Origin of the sequence: Lachnoanaerobaculum sp. Marseille-Q4761 (assembly GCF_017565785.1) — a bacterium.
GTDB lineage: Bacteria > Bacillota > Clostridia > Lachnospirales > Lachnospiraceae > Lachnoanaerobaculum.
In genome coordinates this window covers 349,814-369,656 of sequence record NZ_JAGEKB010000003.1, presented here as the reverse complement: position 1 = coordinate 369,656, position 19,843 = coordinate 349,814, and the positions used below count along the sequence as shown (strand labels likewise).

Sequence of the window (19,843 nt, the reverse complement as noted above, 5' to 3'; positions counted from 1 at the left end):
AACCAAGATAGATGGGGGAAACTTATGTCGGAAGAAATTAAAAATACTAATACTGAGACAGTTTCAAAGAACTTTATTGAAATAGAGATAGATAAGGATTTGGAATCCGGAAGATATGACCATGTACAGACCAGATTCCCACCGGAGCCAAACGGATATTTGCATATAGGACATGCAAAGTCAATTATTTTAAATAATGATATTGCAAAACAGTATGGCGGGAAGTTTAATTTAAGATTTGATGATACAAATCCTACAAAGGAAAAGGAAGAGTTTGTGCAGTCAATACTGGAGGATGTAAAATGGCTTGGAGGAGAGTTTGAAGACAGACTTTTCTTTGCCTCAAATTATTTTGAGGAAATGTATGAAAAGGCTGTTTTACTTATAAAAAAGGGAAAAGCCTTTGTTTGTGATTTGAGTGCGGATGAAATCAGGGAGTATAGAGGAGATTTTAAGACTCCGGGAAAGGAAAGTCCTTACAGAAACAGAAGTGTTGAGGAGAACTTAAAGCTCTTTGAAGATATGAAAAACGGTCTTTGTGCAGATGGAAGTCATGTACTTCGTGCAAAGATAGATATGGCATCACCGAATATAAATATGAGAGATCCGGTAATATACAGAGTGGCAAGAATGACTCATCATAATACAGGCGATAAATGGTGTATTTATCCTATGTATGATTTTGCACATCCTATAGAGGATGCAATAGAGGGTATTACACATAGCCTTTGTACTTTGGAGTTTGAAGATCACAGACCTTTATATGACTGGGTGGTGAAAGAATGTGAATATGATCATCCGCCAAGACAAATTGAGTTTGCAAAGCTTTATCTTACAAATGTGGTTACAGGTAAAAGATATATTAAAAAGCTTGTAGAGGATAAGATAGTGGACGGATGGGATGATCCAAGACTTGTGTCCATAGCGGCGCTTAGAAGAAGAGGTTATACTCCTGAGGCAATAAGAAATTTTGTTAAGCTGGCAGGTGTATCAAAGGCTGATTCATCAATAGAATCTGCAATGCTTGAGTATTGTATAAGAGAGGATTTAAAGCTTAAAAAAGCCAGAATAATGGCAGTACTTGATCCTATAAAGCTTATAATAGACAACTACCCGGAAGGTCAGTCGGAAATGTGTTCAATTCCTAACAATATGGAGAATCCTGAACTTGGAGACAGAGAAATAGAGTTTTCAAGAGAACTCTATATTGAAAGAGAAGATTTTATGGAGGAGCCGCCAAAGAAGTATTTCAGACTCTTCCCCGGAAATGAAGTAAGACTTATGGGTGCTTATTTTGTAACCTGTACCTCTGTTGAAAAGGATGAAAACGGTGAGATTATTGCAGTTCATGCGACATACGATCCTGAAACAAAGTCAGGTTCAGGCTTTAGTGCAAGAAAAGTAAAGGGTACCATACATTGGGTAAATGCCAATACCGCTCTAAAGGTTGAGATGAGATTGTATGAAAATATAGTTGATGAGGAGAAGGGCAAGCTTGATGAAAACGGAAATCTGAATCTTAATCCCAATTCTTTGACTGTATTAAAAAACTGCTATGTGGAGCCATGCTTAAAGGATGCAGCGGCTTATGACAGCTTCCAGTTTGTAAGAAACGGATTTTTCTGTGTAGATGCAAAGGATTCAAAACCGGATGCTTTGGTATTTAACAGAATAGTTTCGCTAAAGAGCTCATTTAAGATGCCTAAGAATAATTGATGGAACTTCTTATAGATTTGAATAGTGATTGCCCGATATATGAGCAAATCTATGAATTTATAAAGAATGAGATAAAAATCGGGCATATTTTGCCGGATACAAAGTTACCATCCACGAGAAGTCTGGCACAGAGTCTTAAAGTATCAAGAACAACAATAGTAAATGCCTATGAGCAGCTGATGTCTGAAGGATATTTAAAATCAAGAGCGGGCAGCGGATATATTGTAAACAGGCTTGATATATTAAATATTGAAAGAAAAGAATATAAAAGGGAATATAAAAAAGAAAAGTCTGTAAATGATGAAAATATAAATATAGACTTTTCTCCGACAAAGATTGATTCAAAAAACTTTCCCTATGCTTCATGGAGAAGTATTGCCAGAAAGGTGTTTTCAAGTGAAAAGGAAGATGTCTTTTCAACCGGAGACAATCAGGGAGAATACGGACTCAGAATGCAGATAGCCGACTATCTTCATACGGCAAGAAGAGTGGTTTGCTCTCCTTCAAATATTATAATAGGTGCGGGAAGTGAATATTTAATAATGCTTCTTGGGCTTTTGCTGGGGAGTAGAAATATAGCGGTGGAAAATCCGGGCTATATAAAGGCAAAAGAAATATTTAAGTCAATGGCATGGAATGTTATAGGCATTGATATGGATATTGAGGGCATGGATATAAATATGCTTGACAGTAAAAAAGCGGATATATGTTATCTGATGCCGGCAAATCAATATCCTACAGGTGTTATAATGCCTATAAACAGAAGAAGAGAACTTATTGCCTGGTGCTACAGGGGCGAGGACAGATATATTATAGAAGATGATTATGATTCGGAATTTAGATTTGTCGGAAAGCCCATTCCTGCAATGCAGGGAATAGATTCGGATAAAATAATATATATCGGTACATTTTCAAAGTCCATTGCTCCCGCTATAAGAGTAGCTTATATGGTATTGCCTGAAAAGCTGATGGAAGAATATGAGAGAAGACTTGATTTTCTTTCCTGCAGTGTTCCAAGGTCTGACCAGGATATTCTTGAAATCTTTATAAAAGAGGGATATTTTGAGAGACATTTAAACAGGATGCGAACAAACTACAGGATAAAAAGAGATGTTTTGATAGAAAGCATTAAAAATAATCTTCCAAGGGGAGAGGTGTTTGAAAACAACTCAGGTCTGCATATACTTTTAAAAGTAGAGGGAATGAGTGAAGAGGAGATACTTTTATGCGGAAATAATGCAGGTGTAAAATTATACCCCATATCAGGTTTTTTCACAGGGGAAAATACAATAAAATCAACTGTATTGGTTGGCTTTGCAAGCCTGGGCTCAGAGGAGATAAAGAGTGGAATAGCTGATTTATCAGCAAAAATAAATGATTTTTTTAATAAAACGGTAAAGGAGTAAATATGACAATAAATAAAAATATGACCATAGGTGAACTTTTATTAACCAGCGATTTAATAGCGCCGATACTTATGAGAGCGGGTATGCACTGCCTTGGCTGCCCTTCATCACAGATGGAGACACTTGAAGAGGCTTGTATGGTGCATGGTATGGACTGTGACGTCTTGGTATCACAAATAAATGAAATACTTGCTGTAGAATAAAAAACGGGCTGTTGCTTTAGGGATACGGATATATTAAAACTAATATATATCCCCGGGGCAACAGCCTTTTTAATATCTTTATAAGATAATTTTATATAAGATTTGCAAAAAATGAAGCAAAAACAACTGTAATTATACCTGCCATGGCTATGGATAAAGAACTCATGGCACCCTCTGTTTCTCCCATTTCAAGTGCTTTTGAAGTACCTATGGCATGTGCTGAAGAGCCAAGCCCTATGCCCTTTGCGATAGGATTTTTTATATTAAAGATTTTGTATATTATATCAGCCGTAACATTTCCGAAAACTCCGGTAACAATAATAACGGCGGTGGTAATAGTAGGTATACCTCCAATTTCTTGTGAAACTCCGATACCTATTGCGGTAGTGATGGATTTTGGTAACATTGAAGCATAATGCTCATGGCTGAGTCCGAATAACAAAGCCATAACAAATATGGATATCAACGAGGTCAAAACACCGGCAATAAGCCCTGACATTATAGCTTTAAAATTGGACTTAAGTAAGGAGAGCTTTGAATAAAGAGGAATGGCAAGAGCAACAGTTGCAGGAGTAAGTAAATAGCTTATATATTTTGAACTGTTATAAAAATCCTGAAATTTGATATTAAAAATAACCAGTACAAAAATCACTATAATTATAGAAATAAGTAAGGGATTGAAGGCGGCAATTTTGGTCTTTTGCCTTAAAAAAAGTCCTGCCTGATAAGCTGATAAACATAGTAAAACACCGAAAAAAACGGAATTAGTAAAAAAATCACTCATCTATTTACCCTTTCTTTTGCTTTCCTTCATCAAGCTTTATAATAAATTCAGTCACCTTTCCCGATACTACCATTACAAGTACAGTTGAAAGTAGAGTCATAATAAGTAAAGGAATAAGAACAGGTTTTAGACTTGGCCAGACATCAATAAGTCCGGCTGAAGCGGGTATAAACATCAGGGGCATTATATCTATCAAAAACATAGAAGCACCCTCCACCTGTTCAAGTTTTACAACCTTTGATACAAGTAAAGCAAGCATAATGGTAAGTCCATATATGCTTGCCGGTATGGGAAGCGGTAAAACGGCTTTTAACACTTCCCCCAAAAAACTTACAAATAATATAATTAGAAATTGTTTGATAAAACGCATAAACTCCCTACAATTCTATCAGATTAAAATCCTGCATGGTAGCCGTCATCAATTGAGCTTCTCTCATATGGCAGCTAAAAACAATTATCTGCTCCGGTACATTATTGGCAATCCAAAGAAGAGCGGCTCTTAAACGTATGGAATCATAGTTTACAAAGCTGTCATCAAATATAAAAGGAAGTTCCTTGGCTCTGCCCTGCATAAGTCTGCCGGCTGCGATTCTGAGTGCCAGATATACCTGATCCATAGTACCTGAACTTGCCTGCTCGATAGGTACGAGTCTGCTTGGAGTATTTAAAAACACATTAAAGTTTTCATCTATGGATATCGAGTCATATACTCCGCCGGTAATACCTTCTATAAGTTCGGATGCATCCTTATTCAGATACAGTCCGAAGGAGTTTTTAATGGTTTCCGAAAGATTTTTTAATGTTTCCATAGCAAGATCTATGGCATCTATTTCAAAACGAATTTTGTCATTTTCCAAAATAACATTCTTTAATGAAGCATTGTCCTCCTTCATATGGGCAAGCTTTTCCATAAGCTTTTCAAGTTCCCATTCGTTTTGCTTTTTGGCATCTATACCGCTTGCATAGGCGGCTTTTTTTGCACGAAGATTTTCTATATCCTCATTTAAAGCCTCACTCTTTGCAATATCGGCAGCCATTTCATCAAAAATAACCAGCTTTGAATTCAAAGTTTTATTGGCACGGTGGATATTGTCCTCTGTTATAGAATCAAAAGAACCTACTCTTGCCATAAGAGCTATAAGATTTACTTTCAGCTCCGTCAAATGCCTATTGTCCTTATTATGTACAGTATAGATATAGCTTGCAAAAATAAGGGATGCAAGCCCTATAATCATAAAAAGAACCATTGCAAACTGGAAGCTTATACCTGTAGTTGTTGTAAAAACATTGTTTTTTCCTGATTTAAAAATATATATTGCAAGAATTACGCTTACAATTGCCAGTATAAGGAATACAGCCGAATAAGTTTTGCTTATTGATTTCTTTTCGGTTTCATAGGCGGAGAGATAATCATTATATCCTCTGTTAAGTTCGTTTTGTAAAGATATAATATTTCTCTTATCCGTAAAACCGAGGTCTGAAAGATGCTGGCGTTTGGAAGCAATGCTTTCTATCAAAGATTCTCTTTGAGAATTAAGTTCGATAATTCTTTTATCGGTAATGGCATCAGCCTCTTTTAGGGTTTTTAAATGACTTGAAAACTCGGGAGAGGCGATTTTCTTTTCCAAAGCTCTTATTTCAGTAAGATTTTGATTATAGGTTTTGGCGGCATCGGGATTAAGCGAGGCAACAAATGCCTTCTTTTTTTCTTTTAAAAATTCGGATGCTTTAGTGATATTTAAAGACATATTACCGGTAGTATTCATATTGGCAATATAGTTTTTTAATTCAACAACCATTTTGGCATCTGTAGCGGATTTTAGCTGTGATATACTTACTGTGTTTGAATATGCGGTTTCAGTAAGACCGCAAAGTGCTTCCTTTAAGAAAACAGCCGGGTTTTCCACATTTTTTCCGTCCGTTTCATTAACTATATTAAAGGGGGTGGTAGCGGTTTTGGTAAAATCTCTTTCTATACGATAGGCTTTTTCATGGTAAAGGAAACGCAAATTTCCGCCATATATATCGCCGTTGCCCCATGGCTTGAACTTAGTCCATGTATCGCTTTTGCTGGCTCTGCCCTTTGCTCTTTCAAGACCGTAAAACATTGCCTTGATAAACATAAATATTGTAGATTTTCCGGCTTCATTATAGCCGTAAATAATATTCATATTGTCGCTAAATTGCAGATCTTTATTTTTGAATTTGCCAAAGCCATCTATATGCAAGCTTAGCAGTTTCATGTTTTCCCCCTTTCATCAGTAGTTCTAAGTAAGGCATTTATTCCATAATAGAGTGCTTTTTTATCAAGCTTGCTCATATTAGGTCTGTCAAGCTCACGAATAAAAAATCCTATCATATCGGACGGATGCTCCGCAAAAAGTTTTGCAAAGTCATATTTCGGCTCGGAATCATCTATAATCTCAGCAATTCTTAAAGTGGAAGAGAGTGATTCCAAGTCAAACTCGATATCGGGATCCCTAAGCCCCTTTATCTTAAATCTGTATATATTTTGTTTACCTTTTTTATTAATAGTCTCTATCAAAGAGGTATGCAGTTCCGAGTTGGTGGTCTCGGGAGTTACATTTATTGTAAGTGAGATATAGGAAGTGTTTGAAATTTTAATGAATTCAAAATCCTTCATAATGCGGGTATCATTATCTATCTCACCGTAATAAATACCATGATCACCGGTTTCCGTCATATCTAGTGGCTCGGGAGAACCGCAGTATGCCATATGTCTGTCAAAAAGCACTTCATGCTTGTGCATATGTCCAAGAGCTATATATGATGAAGAAATCTTATTTAATTCATTTTTATCAAAGGGCAGATGTGTAACATCACCACCATGTAAAAGAAGAATTTTAACTCTGTCATTTTCACGGATGGAAAGACCGGAAACTATATTTTCCTTTACTTCCCTTTCATGATATGAAAAGCCGTAGACTTCCGTATTTATATCGGGGAAATATACACTGCTGATAGTGGGGGTGGACAAATAAACCACATTTTTCGCCCAAGGGAATGTAATTATATTATTGTTTTCTCTTAAACAGTCATGATTTCCGGCAATAATAACAACCTTGGTATCAGGTATTGTGGAAAAAAGAAAATTAACTTCTTTTAAATCACGGCTAAAGGGCTGGGAGTGGAAAAGATCTCCGGCTATAAGTAGAAGATCCACCTCTTTTTTCTTTGCTACATCAATAATTTTCTGAAGTGATGATTTAACGGCATCAGATCTTTCCTTACCCCAAGGTCTATTTGAATCAGGCTTCATACCATAATGAATATCACCTGTATGTATAAATTTCATATGGCTAAAGTTACCTCCCTATTATTTATAATTCGCAGTTGCCCACAGTTCTTGGGAATGGAAGCACATCTCTTATATTTGACATTCCTGTAAGATACATAACACATCTTTCAAAGCCGAGACCAAATCCCGCATGTCTTGTTGAACCGTATTTTCTAAGGTCTAAATAAAAGTCATAATCCTCAGGCTTCATTCCAAGCTCTTCTATTCTGCTTAGAAGCTTATTATAGTCATCCTCTCTTTGGCTTCCGCCGATTATCTCACCGATTCCCGGTACCAGACAATCCATAGCGGCAACAGTCTTTTTATCATCATTTTCCTTCATATAAAATGCCTTTATATCTTTTGGATAATCTGTAACAAAGATAGGTTTTTTAAATACCTGCTCTGTAAGGAAACGCTCATGCTCCGTCTGCAAATCGCATCCCCATGAAACTTTGTACTCAAAATTGTCATTATTCTTTTTAAGTATATCTATAGCTTCGGTATATGTAATTCTGCCGAAATCAGATTCAACAACATTTTTTAATCTGTCTAAAAGTCCCTTATCTACAAATTGATTAAAAAATTCAATTTCAAGAGAGGCATTCTCAAGAACATAATTTATTATATACTTCAGCATACTTTCAGCCAAATCCATATTATCGTCAAGATCACCGAAAGCAAACTCGGGCTCAATCATCCAAAACTCGGCAGCATGTCTTGTGGTATTTGAATTTTCAGCTCTGAAAGTAGGACCGAATGTATAAATATTTCTAAATGCCATAGCAAAAGTCTCACCGTTTAACTGTCCGGAAACGGTAAGATTGGTCTCTTTTCCAAAGAAGTCTTTAGAGAAATCCACACTACCGTCATCATTAAGAACAGGATTTGCAGGATCAAAGGTGGTTACTCTAAACATTTCACCTGCACCCTCCGCATCACTTCCTGTAATAATAGGTGTATGAACATATACAAAATCTCTTTCCTGGAAGAATTTATGTATAGCATAGGCTATAAGAGATCTGACTCTGAATACAGCCTGGAATGTATTTGTTCTGGGACGCAAATGAGAAATTGTTCTTAAATATTCAAGTGTATGTCTTTTCTTTTGAAGAGGATAATCCGAACCTGATTCACCCTCTATATCTATATGAGTAGCCTGTATTTCAAAAGGTTGCTTTGCATCCGGAGTTGCTACAAGGGTACCCTTTATAATAAGTGCGGCACCGACATTTACCTTTGTCAATTTATTAAAATCAGGGAGAGTATCATTATATACAACCTGTATTTGCTCAAAATAACTGCCGTCACTGATAACCAGGAAGCCGAAAGTCTTTGAGTCTCTATTGCTTCTTACCCATCCTCCTATTGTGATTTCAGTGTCAATATACTTTTCTCTATCTTTGTATATTTCTCTTACTGTTGTCAGTTTCATTAGATTTCCTCCTCAATACCATTTAGGCATAAATTTAGTAACATCTAATTATATCATATAATCATTTGTTTGGACAACTTAAGAAAAAATAATATCGTATTTTATAGAATATTAAGTGCCTTGGTAATAACTCACAAATATTCGGGTTAAAATTTGTATATTTTTTAGGTTGATTCTCCATAAATGTTAATTGTACCTTAATTATTAAGGGCAAATATTAAATTTCGTCAAAACATAGAAAAAATTATGTTAAAATAAAATCTTTTATTCACAATCAAGTATATTTGTGCTATAATTTAAATGTAAACATAAGGAATTAGCATTAGGCAACGAGGTGTGTACATGATTAAAAAGGAAATGATAGCTATGCTATTGGCTGGCGGACAGGGTAGCCGCCTTGGCGTTTTGACGCATAATGTGGCAAAGCCGGCAGTTTCATTTGGCGGTAAGTACAGGATTATAGATTTTCCATTGAGCAATTGTATCAATTCAGGTATTGACACAGTTGGAGTCTTGACTCAGTACCAGCCTCTTAGACTGAATACCCATATAGGAATCGGAATTCCGTGGGATTTGGATAGGAATATGGGAGGGGTCACTGTTTTACCGCCGTATGAAAATGCTGCAGGTAGTGACTGGTATTCAGGTACTGCAAATGCGATTTACCAGAATCTCGAGTATATGGAGAGTTATAATCCTGATTATGTTTTGATTCTGTCGGGGGATCATATTTACAAAATGGATTATGAGGTAATGCTTGACTATCACAAGGCAAATAATGCAGATATAACTATCGCAGCTATGCCTGTTTCGATGGAAGAGGCGTCAAGATTTGGAATATTGATAACCGATGAAAACAGCAGGGTGACAGAGTTTGAGGAAAAACCTAAAGTTCCCAGATCCAATCTTGCATCTATGGGAATCTATATCTTCTCATGGAAGGCACTGAGGGATTCTTTGATTGAACTTTCAAATGAGCCGGCATGTGATTTTGGTAAACATATTATTCCGTATTTGTTTAACAAGGGCAGCAGGATTTTCAGTTATGAATTTAACGGCTACTGGAAAGATGTAGGTACTTTGGAAACATATTGGGAAGCGAATATGGAGCTTGTTGATATAATACCTGAATTCAACCTGTATGAAGAATACTGGAGAATATATACCAAGGGCGATATTATCACTCCGCAATATATTTCGGGCAGTTCCACTATAAACAAAAGTATTATAGGAGAGGGAGTGGAAATATACGGAGAGGTAAATAATTCGGTTATCGGTGCCGGAGTTGTTATTGAGGAGGGGGCGGTAGTCTCCGATTCCATAGTGATGAAGGGAAGCAAGATAGGAGCAAATTCCAGAGTAACAAAAGCAATTATCGCTGAAAATTCTATAGTTGGAAAGGATTGCGAGATAGGAGCTTTTGAATTTTGCGAAAGCAAATATGATAAAAAAGTTTATAATTGCGATCTGGCAGTTATCGGGGAGAGAACATCCATCCCTGACGGAGTTGTTATTGGTAAGAACACGGCTATTTTAGGTAAAACAACCTTGGATGACTATGTGAACGGTAAACTTTTAAGCGGTGACTTCATTGTAAAGGTAGGTGGCAAGATATGAGAGCAATAGGAATAGTGTTGGCAGGCGGAAACTCCAAAAGAATGAAAGAACTTTCCAACAAGAGGGCTATTGCGGCAATGCCTATTGCAGGAAGTTACAGAAGTATAGATTTTGCACTCAGCAATATGTCAAACTCACATGTACAAAAGGTGGCTGTTTTTACACAGTACAATTCCAGATCATTAAATGAACATTTAAGTTCATCAAAATGGTGGGATTTCGGTAGAAAGCAAGGAGGATTGTTTGTTTTCACACCAACTATTACCGCTGAAAGTTCGGATTGGTATAGGGGTACTGCTGATGCGTTATATCAAAATTTAGTATTTTTAAAGAGATCTCATGAGCCGTATGTTATTATTAGTGCAGGTGACGGTATTTATAAACTTGACTATAATAAAGTATTGGAGTATCATATTGAAAAGAAGGCAGATATTACTGTAGTATGCAAGAAAGCTAATGATACAGAAGATTTGACTAGATTCGGTATGGTTTCGATAAATGATGACGGTAGGATTGTCAGTTTTGAGGAAAAACCGATAGTTACAGATTCTGTTAATATATCCTGTGGGATATATATTATCAGAAGAAGACAACTTATAGAGCTGATTGAAAGAAGTATTGCAGAGGATAGATATGACTTTGTAAAAGATATTTTAATCAGATATAAAAATCTGAAGAGAATTTACGCATATAAGCTTAATACCTATTGGAGCAATATTGCTTCCGTAGAATCGTATTATAAGACAAATATGGATTTCTTGAAAAAAGAGGTGAGGGATCATTTCTTTGTAGAGTATCCGGGCGTATATTCTAAGGTTGACGATTTGCCTCCTGCTAAGTATAATCCGGGGGCTAGGGTGTCAAATTCACTTATTGCAAGCGGCTGTATCATAAACGGTACGGTTGAAAACTCAGTTCTTTTTAATAAATCGTACATAGGTAACGGTTGTATAATTAGGAATTCTGTTATATTGAATGATGTATACATTGGGGATAACACAGTGATAGAAAATTGCATTGTGGAGAGCCGTGATACAATACGTGCAAATTCGACTTATATTGGGACAGCAGAGCAGGTCAGAATAGTAATAGAAAAAAACGAAAGATATACTCTTTAAGGAGATTAAGGGGGGATTCAAATAATGCAGATTACTGATGTCAGAGTTAGAAGAATTGATAAAGAAGGTAAGATGAAGGCTGTTGTTTCAATTACTTTAGATAATGAATTTGTTATTCATGATATTAAAGTTATTGAAGGTGAAAAAGGATTGTTTATAGCTATGCCAAGCAGAATGGCGGCAGATGGAGAATACAGAGATATTGCCCATCCTATAAACTCTCAGACCAGAGAACTTATTTCGGAAACAGTCATAGGCAAATACGAAGCTATGTTGCTTGAAGGCGCAGCGGATGTAAATGTATAATTTGATGAGTGTGAAATTTATATTATAGAAACTTAAGGGCTGTGAAAACAGCCCTTATTTAAGTGTAAATTCAAAATGTAAATTTAAATTATAGATTTAAATTGCGTATTCAGAAGTTTCTGTATATAAATGATTTTATAGAATATCGACATTGATAGATTATCCTTTTCTTGATATAATCATTAAGTACTTTTATATTAAAAAGTAATGATATTTCAGCTCATATAAAAGATATAAGTTGAAATATCATTTTTAGAAAAATGGAGATGCTAATGGAAAATAAAAAAAATACAAAGGCAATATTACGGAAAAAAATATCGTATTCTCTTATAGTCTTAGTATTTTTGCTTGTAATATTATTTGTTGCACCAAGTAGGGGAAGTGGTGCAATAATTTTTTTAACGGCATTTTTTGGAATAATATATATTATTGTATGGAATATTATATTATCAAGGAATTTGTCAAATTACATGGTGGATTATGCCATGGCAAGCGAAAGTACACAGAATATATTTTCTCAGGATTTGGATTTGCCATATGCATTGATGGATAAAAGAGGAATCATAGCTTGGAGAAACAGGGCTTTTAATGCTCTGGTACAAAGAGACAGGCAATCCAAAAAAGATATCCATGCAATGTTTGGAAGTATTTCAGTAAGCGATATTGAGGATATTACAGATAAGGCTGATTTTCACGGTGAATATCAGGGAAGGAAGTACAGAGTAAGGATAACCAGATTATATATTGAAGAGGCATATGTATATACAGTCTGTCTTTTTGATGAAACGGATCTGATGGAGTTAAAAGAGCGAAAAGAAGGCTTAAAGCCCGTTATAGGCCTTATTTATATGGACAATTATGATGAGGCTATGGAAAGTGTGGAAGAGGTCAGGAGATCTCTTTTGGAGGCATTGATTGACAGAAAGATAAATCAGTATATAAACGGATTTAACGGTATTGTAAAAAAACTTGAAAAAGATAAATTTTTCTTTGTAATAAAAAAGGAAAATCTTGATGCCGCCATAGATGTAAGATTTGATATTTTAGAGGATGTAAAGACTGTAAATATCGGAAATGAAATGAGAATCACATTAAGTATCGGTATAGGCTACGGATGTGAAAATCTCTCGAGAAATTATGAGCTTGCAAGAATGGCTATGGATATGGCACTTGGAAGAGGTGGTGACCAGGCTGTTGTAAAGACTGAAAATGATATTAAATATTTCGGAGGTAAGGCTCAGACTGTTGAAAAGCAGACAAGAGTAAAGGCAAGGGTAAAGGCTCATGCTTTTAGGGAATTGCTTGAAAATAAGGATAAAGTTATTATAATGGGGCATAAGATACTGGATATGGATGCCTTCGGTGCCGCAATAGGAGTTTGGAGGATTGCAACCACTTTAAATAAAAAGGCTCATATTTTACTTGGCGATGTCAATCCTTCAGCAAAGCCGATGGTGGAAAAATTCAAAACATCAGAGTATCCCGAGGATTTATTTATTTCCGAGGATAAAGTTTTAAACAGTATCACAAATGATTCGCTGGTGGTAGTGGTGGATGTAAACAGACCTAGTATCACAGAGGGACCTGTTTTATTAAAGAAGGCTAAAAATATAGTTGTATTTGATCATCACAGACAGAGTTCTGAAATAATAACTAATGCAACCCTATCCTATGTGGAGACTTTTGCATCATCTGCATGTGAGATGGTATCTGAAATAGTGCAGTATATATCGGATGATATAAAGCTAAAGACATTGGAAGCGGATGCCATGTATGCCGGAATAGTAATAGATACACAGAACTTTAATGTGCAAACAGGTGTCAGAACCTTTGAAGCCGCCGCATTTTTAAAGCGCTGCGGAGCGGATGTTACAAGAGTCAGAAAGATGTTTAGAGAAGATGCAAATGACTATCTGGCAAAGGCTGAGGCGATACATAATGCAGAGATTTTTGAAGATTTTTATGCAATCAGCGAATGTGATTCGGAGAATACCGCATCACCTACTTTGGTATGTGCACAGGCTGCAAATGATCTTTTAAATATAAAGGGAATAAAAGCAAGCTTTGTTTTGACATTATATAATAATACAATATTTATCAGTGCCAGATCCATGGATGAAGTAAATGTACAAACCATTATGGAAAAGCTTGGAGGAGGCGGACATCGTTCCGTTGCAGGAGCACAGCTTAAAGAAAACAGTATTGAGGATGCAAAAGTAAGAGTAAAAGCTGTTTTAAAAGAAATGATTGAGAAAGGTGAAATATAATGAAAATAGTTTTATTGGAAGATGTTAAATCATTGGGTAAAAAGGGAGATATTGTAGAGGTAAGCGAGGGTTATGCCAGAAATTTTATAATACCTAAAAAGAAGGGTGTTGAGGCAAATCAGGAGAATTTAAATACTCTAAAGCTTCAAAAAGCAAATCAGGAAAAGATTGCCAAGGAGAAGCTTGATGCGGCAAAAGAGCTTGCAGGAAAGTTAAATGATGCAAGCATTGCATTAACAATAAAGGGCGGTAAAGACGGAAGAACATTCGGTTCAATATCTTCTAAAGAGATTGAGGAAGCTATAAAGCTTCAATTGGGACTTGAAATAGATAAGAAAAAGCTGGTTATTGCAGAACCTATAAAGACTTTTGGAAATCATGAGATTAAGGTTAAGCTGCATAAGGATGTTACTGCAAGTTTAAAGGTAAAAGTTGGAGAAGAGTAATGGAAGAAACTCTGGTTAAGAGAGTGATGCCAAACAGCATAGATGCCGAAAAAGCGGTTTTGGGCTCTATGCTGCTTGATAAAGAAGCAGTTGCCGGTGCAATAGAAGTGCTTGACAAGGATGACTTTTACAGCAAGGCATACGGTACTGTATTTGAATGTATGGTAGAACTCTTTAATGAGGGCAAGCCGATAGATTTGGTTTTGATTCAAAATAAACTGGTTGAAAAACAGGTACCTCCGGATATAACAAGTTTGGATTTTTTCAGAGGTATAATGGATTCCGTACCCACATCAGCCAATATAAAGAATTATGCAAAAATAGTTAAGGATAAAGCCAATATAAGAAAGCTTATAAGAATCTCTGAAGATATAGTAAATGATTGCTATGTAGGAGAAAAAAATGTGGACGATCTTTTTGCAAAAACGGAAAATGAGATTTTTAAGCTTTTGCAGACAAAGGAAACAAAGGATATTGTACCTATAAATGATGTGGTATTAAATGTACTTGATAAAATTGAGGCGGCATCCAAAAACAGTGATACCGTCACAGGTATTCCGACGGGATTTGTAGATTTGGATTATAAGACCAGCGGATTACAGCCCTCAGACCTTGTTTTGGTGGCGGCAAGACCTTCTATGGGTAAGACTGCTTTTGTCCTTAATATAGTTCAAAATATCACGATTAAAAAGAAAATATCATGTATGGTTTTTTCTTTGGAGATGAGTGCGGAACAGCTTGTTAACAGACTTTTAAGTATGGAAAGTAATGTGGACTCACAAAAGCTAAGAACCGGCAATTTGAATGATAATGACTGGAACAGCTTGATAGAGGGGGCTGTAAGTGTAGGTTCATCCACACTTGCAATTGATGATACTCCGGGTATTTCCATAAATGAACTCAGATCCAAATGCAGGAAAATGAAGCTTGAGAAGGGGCTTGATATTATAATAATTGACTATTTACAGCTTATGACAGGCAGCGGTAAGGCAAATATAAGCAGACAGCAGGAAATCTCCGATATTTCAAGAAGCTTAAAGGCTTTGGCAAGAGAGATGAGGGCGCCGGTTATTGCATTGTCACAGCTTTCAAGAGCTTGCGAAACGAGACCTGATCACAGACCTATGCTTTCGGATTTGAGAGAGTCCGGAGCAATAGAACAGGATGCGGATGTTGTAATGTTTTTATACAGAGATGACTATTATAATAAGGATACCGAACATCCTAATGAGGCGGAGGTAATTATTGCAAAACAAAGAAACGGTGCGATAGGAACGATAAACCTCGTTTGGAAACCGGATATTACCAAGTTTGTAAATATGGCGAGATAGGGATTACCTGTCTTGCCTTTTTTTGAATCTATAATTTTGGGGTTTGTCATTTGCTAAAACCGGATAAGTAAATATAAAATATACTAATAAAAAAGACCTGCAAAGCAGGTCTTTATGATAAGCATTATTACTTGAGCAAGTAATAATTAAGCTATAATAGCATCTGTAGGGCAAACTGAAGCACATGTACCGCAATCGATGCAAGCATCAGCGTCTATATTGAACTGTGTATCTCCCTGTGAAATTGCACTTACAGGACACTCGCCTTCACATGTTCCGCAACTAACGCACTTATCTGTAATTGTATATGCCATTGAAATTTCCTCCTAAAATATATATGTTTCTCTTACTTGAGGCTATTCTAATCTATTTAATGTAAAATAACAAGAGCTAATTTCAATGTATTGAATAAAATACAAGTTAGGATAGCCTTACTGACTATACAATTTATACAATGAATCAATTTAAATCTGAATATTTACAAAATATGCCATCTTGCTTTTAAACCTGATTTAGTATATAATACTTAATCAAGTTTAAGAAAAAGGGGAAGTTACAATGACCTTATTGGAAAATTGGAGAAATAAAGCTTACGGTGATGCAACGGATAATAAACAAAAAGAAGAAATTTGGAAAAATTACTTCTTGGTTGAAAAGGGTATATATGAGAGTATATTAAAGAACCCTAAAGAGGTTATTACATGCACTGTAGCTGAATTGGCGGCAAAATTTGATACCGATATACAGACTATTACAGGTTTCCTTGACGGAATAAATGATTCATTAAATAAGCCGAATCCTATTGAGGAGATGAAGGAAGATACTGTTATCAGCCTTGATATAGATCTGGAGAAGCTTTACTATAATATGGTAGAGGCTAAGGCTGACTGGCTTTATAATTTACCTGAGTGGGATGCTCTTTTGGATGAGGAAAAGAGAAAAGAACTTTATAAGAATCAGAAAAAGAGCGGAACGGTTGTAAAAGAAAAGAAGGTTGGCAGAAATGATCCATGTCCATGCGGAAGCGGGAAAAAATATAAATTCTGCTGCGGGAAGAACTAAATAAGGGTATTGTTTTAGGTGGTGGTTTGACTGTCACCTAAAATTTTAAGGAAAAATGATGGAGCAGTATACAAACTTTGCTAAGGTGTATGATTTATTCATGGATAATGTGCCCTATGATAAATGGGTGGAGCGGATAAGGGATATTTTGCATAAGGAGAATATTTTTGACGGTCTGATTTGTGACCTGGGCTGCGGAACAGGTGCTATAACCGAGAGGCTTGCAAATATAGGCTATGATATGATCGGTATAGATAATTCTTATGATATGCTGGATATTGCCATGGAAAAAAAGTATGCTTCAGGCAATGATATATTATATCTGTGTCAGGATATGAGAGAGTTTGAACTCTATGGCACCGTAAGGGCGATTGTATCCGGATGCGACAGCTTAAATTATATACAGGATTTATCAGGCCTTGAGGAAGTGTTTTCTTTGGTAAATAATTATCTGGATCCGGGAGGTCTGTTTATTTTTGATATGAATACGGTTTATAAGTATCAAAATATTCTGGGAGAAAATACCTTTTCGGAGGTAAGAGATCAGGCGGCATTTATATGGGAAAATACCTATGATAATAATAAAAGGATCAATGAATATGATTTGAATTTATTTATAAAGCTTGAGAATGATATATATAAAAGATTTGAAGAAAGACATGTGCAAAGGGCTTATACCTTTGATGAGATAGTTTCTGCAATAAATTCAAGCAATATGCAGCTTGAAAAGTATCTGGATGCGGATACTTACGGGGATTTGAGAGAAAATACCGAGAGAATACTTTTTATAGCAAGGGAGAAGGGTAAGTAAATGAAGGATTATATGGTGAAAGCTACTGCGGCAAACGGATATATAAGGGCATTTGCTGCAAGTACAAGGGATTTGGTGGAAGAAGCCAAGAATGATCATAATACTTCGCCTGTGGCTACTGCGGCACTCGGAAGAATGCTTACCGCAGCCGCTATGATGGGAAGTATGATGAAGGGAGAGAAGGATCTTCTTACTTTAAAGATAGAGGGAGACGGTCCTTTGGCAGGAGTTATTGCTACTGCAAATAATCATGGAGAAGTGAAGGGATATCCCTTTAATCCTACGGTAATTATCCCTCCGAATGCCAAGGGAAAGCTTGATGTGGCTGAAGCTATAGGCATAGGACTTATGAGCGTTATAATGGATACGGGAATGAAGGAGCCGTATGTAGGTCAGATTGCTCTTCTTTCAGGAGAAATAGCGGAGGATTTGACATATTATTATGCTACAAGTGAGCAGACGCCTTCAAGTGTCGGACTTGGTGTACTTTTAAATAAGGACAATACTATAAAGGCTTCGGGAGGCTTTATTATCCAATTGATGCCGGGATGCCCTGATGAAATAATAGACAGACTTGAGAAAAAGATAAATTCGCTGAGTCCGGTTACTACAATGCTTAGTGAGGGCATGTCACCTAATGATATATTAAAGGATATTCTTGGTGATATGGATTTAGAGTTTAATGAAAGTCTGGATCTTTGCTTTAAATGTAATTGTAATAAGGGAAGGATTGAAAAAGCACTTATAAGTGTAGGGCAAAAGGATTTACAGGAAATGATAGATGACGGCAAGCCTATAGAGGTAAAATGTCATTTTTGCAATAAGGCATATGAATTTGATGTGAATGAGCTTGAGAATATGTTAAAAAAAGCTATTTCAAAATAGTTTTAATACCATAAAGATGCTTATGGAAGGTTAAAAAAAGAGCTCTGTAAAGAGCTCTTTAAACATATCCGATTATCTAACTACTGTAACATTTACAGCTTGTGGACCCTTAGCACCTTCTGTCAAATCATATTCAACGGAGATTCCCTCATCAAGAGTCTTAAATCCTTCCATGTTTAGATCAGAAAAATGTACGAACACATCACTTCCGCCTTCATCTGAGATGAAACCGTAACCTTTTTGGTTATTAAACCACTTAACTGTACCTCTGTTCATAAATAATGCCTCCAAATCAAAAAGTGTAACTACAGAAAAAAGTTAAATAGCTTGAAAGATTACAGGCTCAAAAATCCATTTTGGGGGATAATTGTAAGTCTTTCTTTGTTTTGATGAAAGTAGTAATTTCCATCGTCAAGCATTCTTGTGATAATCTTTATCTGCAATTTAATATTATCACGGAATGTATGTATTGTCAAATATTTTATTGGAGGAGATAGATAATTATGCATAATAACAGTGTATTTAATCATTTAAAGACAATAAATAAACATAAGGTTCTTGTGATGGACCTTTGTTTTAAAATAGGCTTAATTAAGCAGGGAATACTGCACGATTTAAGCAAATATTCACCGGAAGAGTTTATAATCGGTATCAAATATTACCAGGGAAATAAGAGTCCGAACTCGGCGGAGAAGCTTGAAAAGGGATATTCAAGTGCATGGTTGCATCATAAAGGAAGAAATAAACATCATTTTGAATACTGGATTGACTATGGTATAGATGAAAAAGACGGCCTTATTGGTATGAAAATGCCTTTAAAATACGTGCTTGAGATGTGTTGTGACAGAATTGCCGCATCAAAAGTATATTCGGGAGATAATTATACTACCGATGTGCCATGGAATTATTATTGCAGAAGAAAGGACTATATTCACCTGCATGATGAGAGTCGTGCATTACTTGAAAAAATACTTTTAATCAATAAGGATGAGGGGGAAAAGAAGGCTTTGGCATATATGAGATGGCTTTTAAAACATCCATATTTATATTGATTTTTCTTTCTAAATTATACAAATTGTTTGAATTAAATTATATTCTTACACATAAAACCCTTATAATCAGAAATTATAAGGGTTTTACAAAATAATGATTTATTTC

At 35.9% G+C, this 19,843-nt stretch carries 20 protein-coding genes; 13 read left to right on the top strand and 7 right to left on the bottom strand.

The window, feature by feature from the left end; all coding sequences use genetic code 11:
* The first annotated feature begins 24 nt into the window (after nucleotides 1-24).
* Genes J4O15_RS12890 through J4O15_RS12880 form a run of 3 tightly spaced genes read left to right on the top strand, consistent with a single transcriptional unit; the run spans nucleotide 25 to nucleotide 3,325 of the window.
* Nucleotides 25-1,716 (top strand): glutamine--tRNA ligase/YqeY domain fusion protein, encoded by a 1,692-nt coding sequence (locus J4O15_RS12890; protein ID WP_208101041.1) that lies wholly within the window; start codon nucleotides 25-27, stop codon nucleotides 1,714-1,716.
* Complete coding sequence (gene pdxR, locus J4O15_RS12885) at nucleotides 1,716-3,122, top strand: MocR-like pyridoxine biosynthesis transcription factor PdxR (RefSeq protein WP_208101040.1); 1,407 nt, start codon at nucleotides 1,716-1,718, stop codon at nucleotides 3,120-3,122. Before J4O15_RS12890 ends, pdxR begins: the two co-directional genes overlap by 1 nt.
* 2 nt (nucleotides 3,123-3,124) lie before the next feature.
* A complete protein-coding gene (locus J4O15_RS12880; RefSeq protein ID WP_009219018.1) occupies nucleotides 3,125-3,325 on the top strand; it encodes a DUF1858 domain-containing protein in 201 nt (66 codons plus the stop codon).
* Between the two features lie 91 nt (nucleotides 3,326-3,416).
* Here J4O15_RS12880 and J4O15_RS12875 read toward each other — a convergent pair whose 3' ends face one another.
* From J4O15_RS12875 to asnS, 5 genes are read right to left on the bottom strand one after another with little or no spacing between them, the layout of a single operon-like run.
* Nucleotides 3,417-4,109, bottom strand: a complete 693-nt coding sequence (locus J4O15_RS12875; protein ID WP_208101039.1) for an LrgB family protein — start codon at nucleotides 4,107-4,109, stop codon at nucleotides 3,417-3,419.
* Nucleotides 4,110-4,113: 4 nt separating this feature from the next.
* The gene (locus J4O15_RS12870) at nucleotides 4,114-4,479 is read right to left on the bottom strand and encodes a CidA/LrgA family protein (RefSeq protein ID WP_009219016.1); all 366 of its coding nucleotides are present in this window, start codon (nucleotides 4,477-4,479) and stop codon (nucleotides 4,114-4,116) included.
* Between the two features lie 7 nt (nucleotides 4,480-4,486).
* Nucleotides 4,487-6,352 carry an ATP-binding protein gene (locus tag J4O15_RS12865; RefSeq protein WP_009219015.1) on the bottom strand — a complete coding sequence of 622 codons (1,866 nt, stop codon included), beginning with the start codon at nucleotides 6,350-6,352 and terminating at the stop codon, nucleotides 4,487-4,489.
* On the bottom strand, nucleotides 6,349-7,425 hold the full coding sequence (locus tag J4O15_RS12860; protein WP_208101038.1) for a metallophosphoesterase family protein: 1,077 nt from the start codon (nucleotides 7,423-7,425) through the stop codon (nucleotides 6,349-6,351). Before J4O15_RS12860 ends, J4O15_RS12865 begins: the two co-directional genes overlap by 4 nt.
* 25 nt (nucleotides 7,426-7,450) lie before the next feature.
* Nucleotides 7,451-8,842 (bottom strand): asparagine--tRNA ligase, encoded by a 1,392-nt coding sequence (gene asnS / locus J4O15_RS12855; protein WP_009219013.1) that lies wholly within the window; start codon nucleotides 8,840-8,842, stop codon nucleotides 7,451-7,453.
* 342 nt (nucleotides 8,843-9,184) lie between these two features.
* Here asnS and J4O15_RS12850 point away from each other — a divergent pair, with 342 nt between their 5' ends.
* From J4O15_RS12850 to dnaB, 6 genes are all read left to right on the top strand, one after another.
* Nucleotides 9,185-10,459: a glucose-1-phosphate adenylyltransferase gene (locus J4O15_RS12850; RefSeq protein WP_009219012.1), complete on the top strand. Its 1,275-nt coding sequence runs from the start codon at nucleotides 9,185-9,187 to the stop codon at nucleotides 10,457-10,459.
* On the top strand, nucleotides 10,456-11,577 hold the full coding sequence (glgD, locus tag J4O15_RS12845) for a glucose-1-phosphate adenylyltransferase subunit GlgD (protein ID WP_009219011.1): 1,122 nt from the start codon (nucleotides 10,456-10,458) through the stop codon (nucleotides 11,575-11,577). The genes J4O15_RS12850 and glgD overlap by 4 nt, the downstream gene beginning before the upstream one ends.
* A gap of 24 nt (nucleotides 11,578-11,601) precedes the next feature.
* Entirely contained in the window at nucleotides 11,602-11,883 is a 282-nt protein-coding gene (gene spoVG / locus J4O15_RS12840) for a septation regulator SpoVG (protein ID WP_008751752.1), read from the top strand.
* 272 nt (nucleotides 11,884-12,155) lie between these two features.
* Nucleotides 12,156-14,150: a DHH family phosphoesterase gene (locus J4O15_RS12835; protein ID WP_208101037.1), complete on the top strand. Its 1,995-nt coding sequence runs from the start codon at nucleotides 12,156-12,158 to the stop codon at nucleotides 14,148-14,150.
* A complete protein-coding gene (gene rplI / locus J4O15_RS12830) occupies nucleotides 14,150-14,596 on the top strand; it encodes a 50S ribosomal protein L9 (protein WP_208101036.1) in 447 nt (148 codons plus the stop codon). Before J4O15_RS12835 ends, rplI begins: the two co-directional genes overlap by 1 nt.
* Nucleotides 14,596-15,927: a replicative DNA helicase gene (dnaB, locus tag J4O15_RS12825; RefSeq protein WP_208101035.1), complete on the top strand. Its 1,332-nt coding sequence runs from the start codon at nucleotides 14,596-14,598 to the stop codon at nucleotides 15,925-15,927. Before rplI ends, dnaB begins: the two co-directional genes overlap by 1 nt.
* 146 nt (nucleotides 15,928-16,073) lie before the next feature.
* Here dnaB and J4O15_RS12820 read toward each other — a convergent pair whose 3' ends face one another.
* Entirely contained in the window at nucleotides 16,074-16,241 is a 168-nt protein-coding gene (locus J4O15_RS12820) for a DUF362 domain-containing protein (RefSeq protein WP_007592708.1), read from the bottom strand.
* Nucleotides 16,242-16,485: 244 nt separating this feature from the next.
* Here J4O15_RS12820 and J4O15_RS12815 point away from each other — a divergent pair, with 244 nt between their 5' ends.
* From J4O15_RS12815 to hslO, 3 genes are read left to right on the top strand one after another with little or no spacing between them, the layout of a single operon-like run.
* The gene (locus J4O15_RS12815) at nucleotides 16,486-16,989 is read left to right on the top strand and encodes an SEC-C metal-binding domain-containing protein (RefSeq protein ID WP_009219007.1); all 504 of its coding nucleotides are present in this window, start codon (nucleotides 16,486-16,488) and stop codon (nucleotides 16,987-16,989) included.
* A gap of 58 nt (nucleotides 16,990-17,047) precedes the next feature.
* Nucleotides 17,048-17,800 carry a class I SAM-dependent DNA methyltransferase gene (locus J4O15_RS12810; RefSeq protein WP_208101034.1) on the top strand — a complete coding sequence of 251 codons (753 nt, stop codon included), beginning with the start codon at nucleotides 17,048-17,050 and terminating at the stop codon, nucleotides 17,798-17,800.
* The gene (gene hslO / locus J4O15_RS12805; RefSeq protein ID WP_208101033.1) at nucleotides 17,801-18,685 is read left to right on the top strand and encodes an Hsp33 family molecular chaperone HslO; all 885 of its coding nucleotides are present in this window, start codon (nucleotides 17,801-17,803) and stop codon (nucleotides 18,683-18,685) included. It begins immediately after the preceding gene.
* A 72-nt stretch (nucleotides 18,686-18,757) separates the two neighbouring features.
* Here hslO and J4O15_RS12800 read toward each other — a convergent pair whose 3' ends face one another.
* On the bottom strand, nucleotides 18,758-18,961 hold the full coding sequence (locus J4O15_RS12800) for a cold-shock protein (protein ID WP_007592698.1): 204 nt from the start codon (nucleotides 18,959-18,961) through the stop codon (nucleotides 18,758-18,760).
* A 227-nt stretch (nucleotides 18,962-19,188) separates the two neighbouring features.
* On the opposite strand from J4O15_RS12800, the gene J4O15_RS12795 reads away from it, so the two are divergent.
* Complete coding sequence (locus tag J4O15_RS12795) at nucleotides 19,189-19,737, top strand: DUF5662 family protein (RefSeq protein WP_208101032.1); 549 nt, start codon at nucleotides 19,189-19,191, stop codon at nucleotides 19,735-19,737.
* Nucleotides 19,738-19,843 lie beyond the last annotated feature (106 nt).

Coding starts and splice junctions, on each gene's coding strand:
- J4O15_RS12890 (WP_208101041.1), top strand. CDS start 25: ATGTCGGAAGAAATTAAAAATACTAATACTGAGACAGTTTCAAAGAAC.
- pdxR (WP_208101040.1), top strand. CDS start 1,716: ATGGAACTTCTTATAGATTTGAATAGTGATTGCCCGATATATGAGCAA.
- J4O15_RS12880 (WP_009219018.1), top strand. CDS start 3,125: ATGACAATAAATAAAAATATGACCATAGGTGAACTTTTATTAACCAGC.
- J4O15_RS12875 (WP_208101039.1), bottom strand. CDS start 4,109: ATGAGTGATTTTTTTACTAATTCCGTTTTTTTCGGTGTTTTACTATGT.
- J4O15_RS12870 (WP_009219016.1), bottom strand. CDS start 4,479: ATGCGTTTTATCAAACAATTTCTAATTATATTATTTGTAAGTTTTTTG.
- J4O15_RS12865 (WP_009219015.1), bottom strand. CDS start 6,352: ATGAAACTGCTAAGCTTGCATATAGATGGCTTTGGCAAATTCAAAAAT.
- J4O15_RS12860 (WP_208101038.1), bottom strand. CDS start 7,425: ATGAAATTTATACATACAGGTGATATTCATTATGGTATGAAGCCTGAT.
- asnS (WP_009219013.1), bottom strand. CDS start 8,842: ATGAAACTGACAACAGTAAGAGAAATATACAAAGATAGAGAAAAGTAT.
- J4O15_RS12850 (WP_009219012.1), top strand. CDS start 9,185: ATGATTAAAAAGGAAATGATAGCTATGCTATTGGCTGGCGGACAGGGT.
- glgD (WP_009219011.1), top strand. CDS start 10,456: ATGAGAGCAATAGGAATAGTGTTGGCAGGCGGAAACTCCAAAAGAATG.
- spoVG (WP_008751752.1), top strand. CDS start 11,602: ATGCAGATTACTGATGTCAGAGTTAGAAGAATTGATAAAGAAGGTAAG.
- J4O15_RS12835 (WP_208101037.1), top strand. CDS start 12,156: ATGGAAAATAAAAAAAATACAAAGGCAATATTACGGAAAAAAATATCG.
- rplI (WP_208101036.1), top strand. CDS start 14,150: ATGAAAATAGTTTTATTGGAAGATGTTAAATCATTGGGTAAAAAGGGA.
- dnaB (WP_208101035.1), top strand. CDS start 14,596: ATGGAAGAAACTCTGGTTAAGAGAGTGATGCCAAACAGCATAGATGCC.
- J4O15_RS12820 (WP_007592708.1), bottom strand. CDS start 16,241: ATGGCATATACAATTACAGATAAGTGCGTTAGTTGCGGAACATGTGAA.
- J4O15_RS12815 (WP_009219007.1), top strand. CDS start 16,486: ATGACCTTATTGGAAAATTGGAGAAATAAAGCTTACGGTGATGCAACG.
- J4O15_RS12810 (WP_208101034.1), top strand. CDS start 17,048: ATGGAGCAGTATACAAACTTTGCTAAGGTGTATGATTTATTCATGGAT.
- hslO (WP_208101033.1), top strand. CDS start 17,801: ATGAAGGATTATATGGTGAAAGCTACTGCGGCAAACGGATATATAAGG.
- J4O15_RS12800 (WP_007592698.1), bottom strand. CDS start 18,961: ATGAACAGAGGTACAGTTAAGTGGTTTAATAACCAAAAAGGTTACGGT.
- J4O15_RS12795 (WP_208101032.1), top strand. CDS start 19,189: ATGCATAATAACAGTGTATTTAATCATTTAAAGACAATAAATAAACAT.